The organism is Halosimplex carlsbadense 2-9-1 (assembly GCF_000337455.1).
In the GTDB taxonomy this organism is placed as follows: domain Archaea; phylum Halobacteriota; class Halobacteria; order Halobacteriales; family Haloarculaceae; genus Halosimplex; species Halosimplex carlsbadense.
The window spans coordinates 68393-81129 of the sequence record NZ_AOIU01000004.1; the positions used below are offsets into that span (position 1 = coordinate 68393).

The 12737-nt window shown below is 71.2% G+C and carries 9 protein-coding genes and 1 tRNA gene; 4 read left to right on the forward strand and 6 right to left on the reverse strand.

All coding sequences use genetic code 11. The features are described from left to right. The first annotated feature begins 25 nt into the window (after window positions 1-25). Complete coding sequence (locus tag C475_RS00865; RefSeq protein ID WP_006881829.1) at window positions 26-2236, forward strand: beta-glucosidase; 2211 nt, start codon at window positions 26-28, stop codon at window positions 2234-2236. A 6-nt stretch (window positions 2237-2242) separates the two neighbouring features. Here C475_RS00865 and C475_RS00870 read toward each other — a convergent pair whose 3' ends face one another. Genes C475_RS00870 through C475_RS00885 form a run of 4 tightly spaced genes read right to left on the reverse strand, consistent with a single transcriptional unit; the run spans window position 2243 to window position 5784 of the window. Beyond that, window positions 2243-2878, reverse strand: coding sequence for a cysteine hydrolase family protein (locus tag C475_RS00870; RefSeq protein ID WP_049929858.1), 636 nt, complete (start codon window positions 2876-2878; stop codon window positions 2243-2245). Between the two features lies 1 nt (window position 2879). Next, window positions 2880-3710, reverse strand: a complete 831-nt coding sequence (locus C475_RS00875; protein ID WP_006881831.1) for a YqcI/YcgG family protein — start codon at window positions 3708-3710, stop codon at window positions 2880-2882. Between the two features lie 48 nt (window positions 3711-3758). Continuing rightward, complete coding sequence (locus tag C475_RS00880; RefSeq protein ID WP_006881832.1) at window positions 3759-4217, reverse strand: MOSC domain-containing protein; 459 nt, start codon at window positions 4215-4217, stop codon at window positions 3759-3761. Between the two features lie 49 nt (window positions 4218-4266). Beyond that, window positions 4267-5784 carry a tryptophan 7-halogenase gene (locus C475_RS00885; RefSeq protein ID WP_006881833.1) on the reverse strand — a complete coding sequence of 506 codons (1518 nt, stop codon included), beginning with the start codon at window positions 5782-5784 and terminating at the stop codon, window positions 4267-4269. A 222-nt stretch (window positions 5785-6006) separates the two neighbouring features. Here C475_RS00885 and C475_RS00890 point away from each other — a divergent pair, with 222 nt between their 5' ends. From C475_RS00890 to C475_RS00900, 3 genes are read left to right on the forward strand one after another with little or no spacing between them, the layout of a single operon-like run. Further along, the gene (locus tag C475_RS00890) at window positions 6007-7782 is read left to right on the forward strand and encodes a type II/IV secretion system ATPase subunit (protein ID WP_006881834.1); all 1776 of its coding nucleotides are present in this window, start codon (window positions 6007-6009) and stop codon (window positions 7780-7782) included. After that, on the forward strand, window positions 7779-10034 hold the full coding sequence (locus C475_RS00895) for a type II secretion system F family protein (RefSeq protein ID WP_006881835.1): 2256 nt from the start codon (window positions 7779-7781) through the stop codon (window positions 10032-10034). Before C475_RS00890 ends, C475_RS00895 begins: the two co-directional genes overlap by 4 nt. A 2-nt stretch (window positions 10035-10036) precedes the next feature. Further along, window positions 10037-11668 (forward strand): type IV pilin, encoded by a 1632-nt coding sequence (locus C475_RS00900; RefSeq protein ID WP_006881836.1) that lies wholly within the window; start codon window positions 10037-10039, stop codon window positions 11666-11668. 262 nt (window positions 11669-11930) lie between these two features. Here C475_RS00900 and C475_RS00905 read toward each other — a convergent pair. Together C475_RS00905 and C475_RS00910 are read right to left on the reverse strand one after the other, a co-directional pair. Beyond that, window positions 11931-12003: transfer RNA gene (locus C475_RS00905), tRNA-Arg, on the reverse strand. 74 nt (window positions 12004-12077) lie between these two features. Beyond that, complete coding sequence (locus C475_RS00910; RefSeq protein ID WP_006881837.1) at window positions 12078-12659, reverse strand: 2Fe-2S iron-sulfur cluster-binding protein; 582 nt, start codon at window positions 12657-12659, stop codon at window positions 12078-12080. Between the last annotated feature and the right edge of the window lie 78 nt (window positions 12660-12737).

Below are 12737 nucleotides of genomic sequence, written 5' to 3' on the forward strand. Positions count from 1 at the left end.
CCGTCGGCACCCCTCACACCGGCAGATGAGTGACGGCCGAGTCGACGCCCTCCTATCAGCGCTGACCCTCGACGAGAAACTCCGGTTGGTCCGCGGGCGGGCCGACCCCGAGGGACACGCCACGGGCTACGTTCCCGGCGTCGAGCGACTCGATATCCCGCCGCTGGGGCTCGTCGACGGCCCGCTGGGGATCCGCGACCGCCAGGCGACGGCGTTCCCGGCGACCATCGCCCTGGGGGCGGCATGGGACCCCGACCTGGCCCGCCGACTCGGTCGCGCGCTGGCGGCCGAGACGCGCGCTCGCGGCCACGACGTGTTGCTCGCGCCGGGACTCAATATCGTCCGCGTCCCCACCGGCGGGCGCAACTTCGAGTACCTGAGCGAGGACCCGCTGCTCACCGCCGAGGCGGCCGCGGCGTACGTCGACGGCGTCGAAACGGGGGGCGTCGGCGCGACGGCCAAACACTTCGTCGCGAACAACCAGGAGCGCCGCCGCGACACGGTCGACGCCGTCGTCTCCGAGCGCGCGCTGCGGGAGATCTACCTCCCGGGCTTTCGCGCGGCCGTCGACGCCGGCGCTTCGGCGGTGATGGCCGCCTACAACCGCGTCAACGGCCACTACATGAGCGAACACCAGCAACTCCTCGACGGCGTCCTGCGCGAGGAGTGGGGGTTCGGCGGCGTCGTGATGAGCGACTGGTGGGGGACTCACGACGCCGTCGCCGCGGCCGATGGCGGGCTGGACCTGGAGATGCCTGGCGCCTCTCCCCTCGAACTGTTCGCACCGAACAGCCGCGGCCTACGCGCGATGCTCCGACTCCGCCTCTCGGAGCGGCTCGACCTCGACCCGCCGCTGGTGTGGCGACTCGCAGACCGGGTGACCGACGACGGCCAGCCCGACCCCTATCCGTTCGATTTCTTCGGCGACCCGCTGCGTCGGGCCATCGCCGACGGCCTCGTCGCCGAGGCGACGCTCGACAGCAAGGTCCGGCGCGTCCTCGGGCTGTACGACCGACTGGGGACGCTCGACGGGTCCCGGTCGGACAGCGCGGGTGACACCGCGCCGACCGTCGACCGGGACGCCCACCACGACCTCGCCCGGGTGGTGGCCCGCCGCGGGACCGTCCTCCTGGCGAACGACGGCGTCCTCCCCCTGGAGGACGGCGACACCCTGGCCGTCGTCGGGCCGAACGCCGACGAGGCGAAGGTCGGCGGCGGCGGCAGTTCGGAAGTCACGCCCACCCGCACCGTGAGTCCCGTCGAGGGCCTGCGTGGGCGGACGAGCGCACCCGGGGTCACCTTCGAGCGCGGGGTCGAGCGGGTCGCGAACCCGTCGATGTTCGACCTGCCGGGGTCGGGACTCCGGCGGCGACTGGGCCGGGGACCGGACTTCGATGCCGCGGTCGAGGCGGCGGCCGACGCCGACGTCGCGGTCGTCGTCGTCCAGGACGGCGCGACCGAGGGCGAGGACCGCGACTCGATGGCGCTGCCCGGAAAGCAGGACCGACTCGTCCGGGCCGTCACCGAAGCGAACCCCGACACCGTCGTGGTCTGTCGGTCGAGCGGTCCCGTGGAGCTGCCGTGGGCCGACGACGCGGCCGCCGTGGTCCAGACGTGGTACCCCGGGCAGGCCGACGGCGCAGCGCTGGCGGACGTGCTCTACGGCGCCGACCCCGGCGGACGGCTCCCGGTGACGGTCGGCCGGCGGTTCGACGACTACCCGGTCGCCGGCGACGAGCGCCGCTACCCCGGCGAACACGAACACGTCCACTACGGCGAGGGCGTCTTCGTCGGGTATCGCGGGTTCGACCGCGACGGCGTCGCCCCCCGCTTCCCGTTCGGTCACGGCCTGAGCTACGCCGCGTTCGACTACGCCGACCTCGCGGTCGAGGCCACTGGCATCGACGGGACCGCCGATCTCGAAGCGACCGCCCTCGACGTGGCGGTCACCGTCGAGAACCGCGCGGACCGCCCCGGTCGGGAGGTCCTCCAGGCGTACGTCGGACCGCCGGCGGCGCCGGCGGGGGTCGACCGCCCGGAGCGCGAACTTGCGGCCTTCGAGTCGGTCGCGCTCGACGGCGGCGAGCGGCGGGCCGTCTCGCTGTCCGTTCCGCAACGGGCGCTCGCTCGCTACGACCCCCGCGACGGCTGGACGGTCGACGCCGGCGAGTACGCGGTCGTCGTCGGCCGCTCCGCGCGCGACGAGCGGGCGCGGGTGAGCGTCGAACTGTCCTGAGACGCGTCACCGACCGGCTTCGAGCGCATCGACGAGTTCGTCGCTCGACCGGATCGACGCGAACTCCCCGTCGAGGTGGGCCAGCGCCGTGCGGTGGACCAGATCGGCGTCGAAGGACTCGCCGTCGGACTCGTTCCGCTCGTCCGACGAGCCTCCGGTCGCTTCGCTCCCGGAGACGCCGCCCAGCGACCGGTCGAAGGTAGCGGTCGCGTCGCGGACGACGGTCACGTCGAAGCCCCGATTCTCGGCCATCCGCGCCGTCGTCGAGACGCAGTGGTCGGTCGTGAGCCCGCAGACGACGACGGCCTCGTGACCGCCCTCGCGGAGCCACCGTTCGAGGTCGGTCCCGACGAACGCGCCGTTGACCCGCTTGACGAACTCGGCTTCGCCCTCGCGGGGCTCGAACCCCTGCGTGAACGCGAACCCGGGTCGGTCGCGGCGGAGCGGCGAGTCGTCCTCCGTCGAGTCGTGACGGACGTGCGCTACGGGAGCGCCGGCCTCGCGCCAGGCGCCCAGCAAGCGGAGCGCCGCGTCCTCGGCGTCGGGGTTGTTGCGCGTCCCCCAGCCGGGTTCGTCGAAGCCGCGCTGGAAGTCGACGAGAACGAGCACCGGCGCGGACGGCCCAGCGGAGTCGCCCGTCATCTCAGTCGTCGCTCGCGGCGGCCCGGCCGCGACCGGCACCGAGCAGCGCGTCCGATTTCGGGTGCTCGCGCGTTACCGTGATGGGGCACTCGTCGGGCATCGCGGAGTCGTCCGACGAGAGCATGTACTGGACCCACTCGCGGTCGCCGTCGGCGCCCCAGTCGCCCAGGTCGGCGTGCGGGCAGACGCCGTCGTAGTCCTCCAGGCGGTCCTGGATGACCTCGCGGGCGTGCTGGCCGGCTGGCTGGTCGGCGGTCACGTCGAGGTTCTCGAACAGCGCCCGGGGCTGGAAGGTGATCTCCAGCCCGACCGGGCAGTAGCGGCTCATCCGGTCGTCGTAGAAGGGCGCCCGGCAGGTCGGGAACATCGGCTCGCCGCCGAAAGAGAACTCCCAGTAGGGGTCGTCTGGGTCGGTCGGGATGTCGGCTGGCCACGGCTCGGGGTCGTGGACGTGCAGGAACTGGAGGACGTGCCACAGGCTCCGGTGATACGCCGCCTCCGACAGCGGCTCTGTCGGCGGCCGGAAGAACGTCACGAGCGACGCCCGGTCGCTGTGGGCCTCGTAGCTGTCGAGGTACTCGAGGAGCGTCCGGCCCAGGTCGAGCAGCGCGTCCTTGTCGGTCATCGACGGGACGGCGGTGTACAGCGGATCGCCGTTGGCGACCGACTCCGCGCCGAAGAAACAGGGAAAGGGACTGTCGTTGCGCTCGCCGAGCAGCCCGTCGCGGAAGGTCCGCCAGTGGTCGCCGACCCAGTCGGGAGCCGCGCCCGACTCGACCCGCGACGCGACGGTCTCTTGGTCGACCAGTTCGCCGACGACCGGTTCTGTCATCGCCGGAATTTGGGACCGTTCGATGTTCAATCCATCGCTCGTCCGCGATCACTGCCACGAACCGACGGGATCACCGACGTCGATCCGCCCACCGTCGACGATCCGACAGCGCAGGCCGCCGCGGCCGGCCAGCGCCTCGGTCGTGCCCGGTTCGTCCAGACGGTCGGCCAGGTACGCACAGGGCTCGCAGGGCCCCGTCCCGACACAGACCGCATCGCCGACCCGGAATCGCTCGCCGACCAGCGCGTCGAGGTCGACGCCCGCGACGGTGACGTTGCGGCGGTGTTCGCCCCGGTCGAGGTCGATCCCGTGGTCCCGTTCGACCGCGGCGAGCGCCTCGCTCGCGACGAGCGTCAGGTCGCTGCCGGCGCGGGCCGAGCCCGACGAATCGTCGAAGTAGCGGTCGCCCCGCAGGCCCGCGCCGGCGACCGCTTCGACCCGCTCGACCGGGTCGGGCTCGCCGCCGCTGGTCGCGACGAGGTGTATCCGCTCGACGCGTCCGTCCATACGGTACCGTGGGCGGCGAGCGACGTAAGTGATACCCGCTCGCGGCGGGTCAGTGCTGGCCGAGCGCGCCGTGGTAGAACTCGCGGTGGTCGTAGTGGTCGGCCACGTCGTCGCGGATCGACCCGTAGTTGCGCTCGACCGCCCGGCGCGTCTCGTCGTCGATTTCGAAGTCGTGGGCCTCGTAGAACTCGGAGGTGGCGCCCATGTTGTGAATCAGCGCGTAGAAGTCCAGCGGCTGGAAGAAGAGCGGCTCGTCGACGTCGCTGTGGCCCATCGTCGGGTCGACGTGCGCGTCGAAGCCGTTCCGGTCGAAGTCCTCGAGGAGCAACTCGACGCGCGGGCTGAGATCGAGGCCCCGAGCCGACTCCCAGAACGCCGTCTCGCCGTCGGCGAAGGCGTAGTGGACGCTGACGAAGTCGTAAATCGACTCCCAGGTCCGCTCGACCCAGGCGTTGTACCGCTCGCGGACCGCGTCGGTGGCAACGCGCCCGTGGCCCGACAGCAGGGTCGCGAGCGTCACCGACGCCTTGGCGTTGGCGGTCAGCCCCGTCGACTGCAGCGGCTCGACGAACCCCTCGGCGTTACCGACCGCGACGCAGTTCTCGATCCACGCCCGGTCGTGATACCCCGACGAGAACTCGTAGTTCACCACGTCCTCGGCGTCGATCCCCTCGCAGTGGTCGACGAACTCCGCGCGGGCCTCGCTCTCGGAGACGTACTCGGAGGCGTAGACGTACCCCCGGTCGCGGCTGTCGGAGGTGTCGATCTGCCAGAACCAGCCGGCCTCGCCCGTGTCGATCACCGTCGCCGGCACCACCTCCGACAGGTCGATCTCCGAGCGGGCGTTCAGCGCCGCGTCCAGCGGCAGGTCGAACTCGCGGAACGCCGCGTCCTGTTCGCCTCTGAGGACGCGCGAAAAGCCCGACGCGTCGACGTAGAGGTCGGCCTCGTAGGCCCGGTCGCGGCCGCGCAGTCGCCGGATCCGGTCGCCGGCTGTGTCGACGGTGACGACCTCGTCGTCGACCAGCGAGATGTCGCGCTCGAGACACAGCTCGCGCAGGAAGCCGTTGAACCGCTCGGTGTCGAGGTGATAGGCGACGTTCTCGTACTTGCGGGCGCCGCCCTCGCGGGGCTCGAAGGACCACGGCGACTTCCCCTGGGCGACCAGCTGTTCGCATTTGGACAGGTGGTCGTCGCTGTCGGCGAGTTCCGCGTAGTAGAAGTAGTACGCCTCGCCCGTGTCGCGCTCTTCGGGGTTCGGGAACTTCCGCCTCTGGTCGAAGGGGTAGTGGAACGGGTCGCAGCCACACCAGTCCCGGAAGTACACCGACGCCTTCCAGACCGGCTGGACCGCCTCCACGAACCGCTGTTCGTCGATCCCCAGCGAGTCGTGGAGGATCTGCTGGATGGCCAGGAAGGTGCTCTTGCCGACCTGCGGGATCGGCCGGTCGAAGTCGTCGACGACCGATACGTCCAGCCCGGGGTTCGTCCGCTGTAGCGCCAGCGCCGCGAGCAGCCCCGAGTCCCCACCGCCGACCACAGTCACGTCCTCGATACGCTCGCCCATCTCTCCGTGACGATGGGACAGTCCCATACAAGAGTGTTATCCCGATTCGAGGAACAGGTCGCCGGGTCGTCGGCCGAGTCCTGGCGTCGAGGACGGGTCGAGTTCGCGACGGAAACGCGGCGAAACCGCATCACTACGGGGTCTCGCCGACCGCGGCGCGGCGGCGGTTCTCCGTCGTCGGGTTTTATGATTCGAGCGCCCAACGGTGGGGTATCCCGACGGATGTCCGACGACTTACACAGTGACGCGAGGACCCCCGACGGCGAGGCCGACCGAGCGGCGGCCGCCGACGGATCCGAGCGAGCGACGACCGCCGATGGCGACGGCACGAGCGACGCCGCGCCGGTGACCGGGAACGACCGCGAGGCGGTCGAGACGGCGGTACTCGACGACGTTCGAGCCTGGTTCGACGCCCACGAGGGCGAGACGGTCGTCGGCCGTCCCACCGACGAGTACATCGAGACCTCGTTTTTCGACTTCGACTACCTCGACGACTACGCCGAGTGCGAACGCTACTGGGTGGCCCAGCCGTTCGCCTACGTGACCGTCCTCTACGACGAGTCGACCAACAGCTACCGCTATCACGTCGTCGAACCGGCCCTCGACGAGTTCGAGGAGTACGTCCGCGAGGACCTGATACGGGTGCTCCGGAGCGACCTGATGTACCGCGACATCGACGAGGAGGCCGACCGGGCGACCGTCCTCGAAGAGGAACTCCCGCGGGTGATGGCCGACCACGCCGCGACCGTCCCCGACGGGACGCTCGAACAGGTGGCCTACTACCTCCGCCGGGACGTGGTCGGCTACGGCAAGGTCGACCCCGTCATGCGCGACGGTCGCATCGAGGACATCTCCTGTGACGGCGCGGACACGCCGCTGTTCGTCTACCACCACGAGTACCGCGACCTGCGGACGAACCTGACCTTCGAGGACGAGCGGCTCAACGCCTACGTCGTCCGCCTCGCCCAGCGAGCGGGCAAGCATCTCTCGGTCGCGGACCCGCTGGTCGACGCGCGGCTGCCCGACGGCTCGCGCGTCCAGTTGACGCTGGGCGGCGAGGTGACGACCCGCGGGTCGAACTTCACCGTCCGCAAGTTCGCCGAGGTGCCCTTCACGCCGGTCGACCTGATCGAGTGGAACACGTTCTCGCTGGCCCAGATGGCGTATCTCTGGCTGGCCATCGAGAACCGGCAGTCGCTGCTGGTCGCCGGCGGCACCGGCTCGGGGAAGACGACGACGCTCAATGCCCTCTCGCTGTTCATCCCGCCCGACAGCAAGGTCGTCTCCATCGAGGACACCCCCGAGATCACGCTGCCCCACGACAACTGGATCCAGAGCGTCACGAGGGAGGCGGTCACCGCCGCCGAGCGCGGGGCCGTCGACATGTTCGACCTGTTGCAGTCGGCGCTGCGCCAGCGGCCGGAGTTCCTCGTCGTCGGCGAGATCCGCACCGAGAGCGACGTGGCCCACACGTTCTTCCAGTCGATCGCGACCGGCCACACCGCCTACACCACGTTCCACGCCGACACGATCGACGGCATGCTCAGCCGCCTGGAGAACGACCCGCTGAACGTCCCGCCGGGGATGATCGCGAACCTCGACCTGGTCGCGATCCAGCAGCAGGTCCAGCAGGGCGAGAAACGCGTCCGGCGCAACCGACGGCTGGCCGAACTCGACCGCGACGACTCCGAGACCGGCCTGTCGACCAGCACCGTCTTCGAACACGACGCCGCGACCGACGCCATCGAGCGGGTCGGCGAGTCGACGCTGCTCGACGACGTCGCCGACGAGCGCGGGTGGAGCGACGAGCGCCTCGACCGCGCGCTCGCTCGGCGCCGCGAGGTGCTCGAACACCTCGTCGAGACCGACACGACGGACTACGAAGCCGTTAGCCGGACGATCCGCGGGTTCATGCGCGATCCCGAGACGGTCGTCGAGGCGATCCGCGCCGACCGCTTCGAGCCGACCGACCTGCCCGCGGCCGGGACCCAGTCATGAGCGGCCCGGGAGAACGCGAACGCGGGACCGCGACCGAGAGCGAGGGCGAGACCACGACGGAACGCGAGAGCGAGACCACGGCCGACGACGCGCCGTTCCGCGGGGCCGGCGTCGACCCCGAGACGGCCGAGACGGTGATCGCCGACGCGCTCGAGGAACCGGTCGGGGAACCGCTCGACCCCGCATCGGGGGACGCCGAGGCCGCTCGCGAGCGCCGGGGCGACCCGGGACCGCCCGAGGAAGTCGAGCGGCGGCCGGAGCCCGAGACCGCGCTTGGCAGCGGGCTCGAAGCGGGTCACGCCGCCCGCGAGAGCGAGCGCGAGGAGTTGCGCGAGGCCTACGGCTACGTCCGCGCGTTCTTCAAGCGTCGCCCCGACCGCTATCAGCGGCTGGCGCGCCGGCTCAAGCAGGCGCGGATCGGCGTCACGTACGACGAGTACCTGGTGACGAGTACGTACGTCGCAGCGCTGTGTGGCGTGGTCGGCCTCCTGGTCGGGCTGTGTGGCGTGGTGGCCTGGACCGCGTTCGGGGCGCAATCGGGGGCGGCCGCCGGGTCCGGCCTCGCGGCCGTCCTCTCGGGTGCGCTCGCGGCGACCGCGTGGCCGGTCCTGGTCGGCGCGGCCGTCGCCGGGGCGGTCCTCGGCGCCGGGTGCGGGTGGGTCGGGCGCAACTACTACTACCCGAGACGCGTCGTCGCGGCGCGCCGCCGGGAGATCGCGCTGACGCTCCCCTACGCCATCACGTACACGTACGCGCTCACCAGCGGTGGGATGACGTTTCTGGCGGTCTGTCGGCGGCTGGCCGCCGCCGACGCGGTGTACGGCGAGGTGGCCAACGAGTTCGACGTGGTCGTCCGCGAGGTCGACCTCTTCGGCAACGACCTGCCGACCGCGCTCGGCAACGCGCGGACGCTGACGCCGAGCGACCCGCTCCAGCGCTTCTTCGACGACCTGCTGTCGGTGCTGGAGTCGGGCGGCGACCTGGAGGCGTTCCTGGAGGGGGAGTCCCGCGAGTACCTCGACGAGGCGATGGACGAGCAGACGGCGTTCATCGAGACGCTCGGGACGCTCAGCGAGGTGTTCGTCGTCGCGTTCGTCGCCGCACCGCTCTTTCTGATCGTCGTCATGCTCGTCGTGAGCTCGCTCGGCGCCGACACCGTCGGCCAGGTGGCGCTGCTGGTGTATCTGGGGTTCCCGCTCGCGATGCTCGGATTCCTGCTGCTGATCGACCTGCTGTCGGCGCCGTACGAACAGCCGGCGGTCGCCCGCTCGGCCGACGGGGCCCGACCAACTCCCGACGCGGGCGACGACGACCGCTACGCGGACTACGAGCGGTCGGCCCGCCGCCAGCGCCTCCGGGAGCTGGTCACCCGACCCGCGGCGATAATCCGCCGGCGGCCCGGCGCCTCGCTGGCGCTTACGGTCCCGCTCGGGGTCGGCGTGGCCGTCCTCGCCGTCGCGCTGGGGGTCGTGACCCCGTCGGTCGAGGCGGTCCTCGCGGCGCCAGTGCGGACGACTGCGGGGCTGGCGGTGGCGCCGCTGCTGGTGGCGACCGTGCCGCTGGCAGCGCTGCACGAGCGCGAGCGGCGGCGGTCGCTGACCGTCACCGAGCGGTTCCCCGACGTGCTGGGTATCCTCGCGAGCGCGAACCGCATGGGCATCGACGTGGTCGACGGGTTCGACCTTGTGGTCAGGTGGACCAGCGGGACGCTGGCCGACGAGCTGCGGACGGTCCGCAACGACGTGGCCTGGAACCACGACCTCCCGTCGGCGCTGCTTTCCTTCGCCGACCGGGTGCGCGTGCCCGGGCTGACCCGGACCGTCCGCCTGATCGCCGACGGGAGCCGGACGACCGGCGACCTCCACAAACTCCTGGAGGTCGCGGCGACGGACACCCGCGCCCGGGCGAAGGTCCGCCGAGCCCGGCGCCGCGCCGTCGGCACGTACGTCGCTATCGTCGTCCTCGGATTCCTCGTCTACCTGCTCGTGGTCGTCCTCTTGAGCCGGAGCTACCTCGCCCCGCTGGCCGCCGTCCCGGAGCTGCCCGAGTCGACGGTCACCACCGGGCTCCCGCTGGGCGGCTCGGTCCCCGTCGACGTCTTCGAGGTGCTGTTTTTCCACTCCGCGCTCGTCCAGGGGTTCGGCAGCGGCCTCCTCGCCGGCAAGCTCGCCGAGAACGACGTTCGCAGCGGCCTCAAATACGGCATCGGACTCGTGCTCCTGACCGTCGCGACCTTCGCCCTCCTCGTCTGACCATGTTCGACACCACTCACTCCGACCGGTCGCCCCGCGGGGCCGGGCTGTCCGGCGCCGGCCGCGCCGTCTCGCCGGTCGTCGGCGCGGTGCTGATGTTCGCCCTCCTGGTCCTGCTGCTGTCGGTGTTACAGGCGACGGCGATCCCGGCGCTCAACGAACAGACGGAGTTCCGCCACAGCGAGCGCGTCCAGTCGGACGTGGTCGACCTCGCGGCCGCCGTCGACCGGACGGCCGCGACCGGCGTCGAGCAGACCGTCCGGATCGAGGCGGGTCTACGCTACCCCGTCCGCCCGCTGTTCGTCAACCCCGGCCCGGCGACGGGGACCGTCCGAACCGTCGAACGGCGCCCCGTCGTCGTCGACAACGCCGTCGCGGGCGGCGAGAGCCGCGACTTCTGGAACGGGACCGAACGCCGGGTCCCGACGACGGGCGTCGTCTACGCGCCCAACTACAACGAGTACGACAGCGCGCCGGTGACGCGGCTCGAACCCTGGGCGCTGGTCAACCGCTTCGACGAGCGGACCCTCGCCGTGAGTCCCGACACGTTCGTCGACGGCCGGCGGGTCTCGCTGGTCGCCTTCGACGGCAACCGCTCGACCGGCCGCGTCGGCGCGCTCCCGGTGACGGTCGAACCGACCAGCGCCCCGACCCGGACCGTCAGCGTCACCGCCGGCGACGACCCGATCACCGTCTCCGTCCCGACCGCGATCCCCGAGGACACCTGGACGGAGCTGCTCGCGCCGGAATACGACGGGAGCGACGAACCGACGAACGACCGCTACGTCGACGACTACGGCTGTGCGAACCCGGCGCCCGACCCCTGCGGCCGGCTCACGGTCACGCTCGAAGCGAACGCCACCTACGACCTCCGGCTCGGGGAGGTCGGGATCGCCGCCGACGCGACCGACGAGCGGGCGGCGTATCTCACCGCGGTCGAGGGCGACGACGCGACCGTCCGGGAGAGCAGCCGCCAGCGGCTCGTCGTCGAGGCCCGGGACCGCTTCGACAACCCAGTTTCGGGCGTCCTCGTCAACGGGACGGTCACGGCCGAGAACGGCGACACCGCGGACGCGGGCCGGCTCCGCCGGACGAACGCGACCACCGACGCCGACGGCCGGGCGTCGTTCGTCTACGAGGCCCCCGCGAACGTCGAGGGAGTGGCCAACGCCACCGTCACGCTCCGGTTCGGCCCCGGCGAGGCCCCGCGGCGGGCGGTGACGATGTCGCTTCAGGCTGTCGGCCCCGTCGCGGTGGGGAACGGCACCGACGGCACCGGGACCGGCGACGAACAGGGCGGAGGCGGAGAAGCCACCGGGACGGCGCCGACCGTGCAGTTCGACGGCGTCGAGCGAAAGGCCCGAGGTAACGGCCGCGTCGACGAGTACGACGTCGACGTCGCGACTGCGGACGCCGACGGCGACCTCTCACGGGTCGAGTTCGAGCTCCGGTCGCTCGACGGGACGGCCCTCGACGACACGTCCGAGACGGTCGCCGGCGACGCGGCCTCGACCACAGGGTCGCTGCGGGTCGAGGGCAGCCGGATCCGCGGGGAGTACCGCGTCGTCGTCACCGTCGTCGACGGCGCCGGCAACACCGACACGATCGAACGGACCGTCGCCGGCTCCGGCTGATCGACAGCCCGACTCGCGGGTTCGACTCCCCGCTCGACGGGAAAGGAAGGTGTCGGGCGGAGATGAGACTCCGCGCGGTTCGAATTTCGAGAAGCGAGCCCGCGGGGATTTGAACCGGAGGAAGACGTTCCAGGGTGCTCGCTCACGCCGTTCGCTGCGCGCCCGGGGCTGCGACTGCCAGGGTTCAAATCCCCGGTCGGTCGCACACGAAATGCAGGTGATGCGCGGAGATGAAACTTCGCGCGGTTCGAATTTCGAGAAGCGAGCCCGCGGGGATTTGAACCCCGGGCAACTTGGTCCGGAACCAAGCACTCTGTCCACTGAGCTACGGGCCCTCGTATTCGGGTAGCGCGGTCCCACTCTTAATCGTTGTGAGACGGCGACGGAACGCGGAGAACTCGGGCCGAGGTCAGGGCTGCTCGCCCGTCTCGATGGTGAAGTCGTCGGTCGGGTAGGCGACGCAGGTCAGGCAGTAGCCGTCGTCGAGGTCGTCGTCGAACAGCGCCTCGTTGTGCTCGTGCTGGATGTAATCGAGCGCGGCGCCGTCCTGGATCTGGCCGGCGCAGGAGACGCACTGTCCCTGTCGGCAGGCGTAGGGCAGGTCCCAGCCTTCCTCCTCGCCCATGTCGAGGATGTTCTCGTTGTTGGCGATCTCGATGGTCTCGCCTTCCTTGGCGAACTCGATCTCGTAGTACTCGACCTCGTCGTCGGCGATGGCCTCGGGGTCGAAGCCCTCGTCCTCTTCCTCTTCGTCGCCCTCGGCGAGTTCCGCGCCGCCCTCGCCGGACGGGATGGCGCCCGCCGCGCCGCCCCCGATCGAACGGTTCATCGGCTCGGGGAAGTCCGTCTCCGGCACCGCCGCGGCACGCTGTTCGAGGACATCCTGGGAGATGTCCGCCGGGGGCTCCCAGCCGGTCCCCCTCGCGTAGTGGACCGCGACGACGACGAGTGTCAACGCCGCCCCGATCGCGACACTCACTATAGTGTCCATATCCGGGCTTCGGAGTGCCCGTATAACTAACTGACGCTTCAACGGTGGACGACCGCCCGACGTCGGCCCCGAACGTGT

What these genes read in the sequence shown, in the direction of transcription:
- C475_RS00885 (WP_006881833.1), bottom strand. Translation starts at nt 5,784, where the DNA reads ATGGGCGAGCGTATCGAGGACGTGACTGTGGTCGGCGGTGGGGACTCG.
- C475_RS00865 (WP_006881829.1), top strand. Translation starts at nt 26, where the DNA reads ATGAGTGACGGCCGAGTCGACGCCCTCCTATCAGCGCTGACCCTCGAC.
- C475_RS00900 (WP_006881836.1), top strand. Translation starts at nt 10,037, where the DNA reads ATGTTCGACACCACTCACTCCGACCGGTCGCCCCGCGGGGCCGGGCTG.
- C475_RS00895 (WP_006881835.1), top strand. Translation starts at nt 7,779, where the DNA reads ATGAGCGGCCCGGGAGAACGCGAACGCGGGACCGCGACCGAGAGCGAG.
- C475_RS00880 (WP_006881832.1), bottom strand. Translation starts at nt 4,217, where the DNA reads ATGGACGGACGCGTCGAGCGGATACACCTCGTCGCGACCAGCGGCGGC.
- C475_RS00890 (WP_006881834.1), top strand. Translation starts at nt 6,007, where the DNA reads ATGTCCGACGACTTACACAGTGACGCGAGGACCCCCGACGGCGAGGCC.
- C475_RS00910 (WP_006881837.1), bottom strand. Translation starts at nt 12,659, where the DNA reads ATGGACACTATAGTGAGTGTCGCGATCGGGGCGGCGTTGACACTCGTC.
- C475_RS00870 (WP_049929858.1), bottom strand. Translation starts at nt 2,878, where the DNA reads ATGACGGGCGACTCCGCTGGGCCGTCCGCGCCGGTGCTCGTTCTCGTC.
- C475_RS00875 (WP_006881831.1), bottom strand. Translation starts at nt 3,710, where the DNA reads ATGACAGAACCGGTCGTCGGCGAACTGGTCGACCAAGAGACCGTCGCG.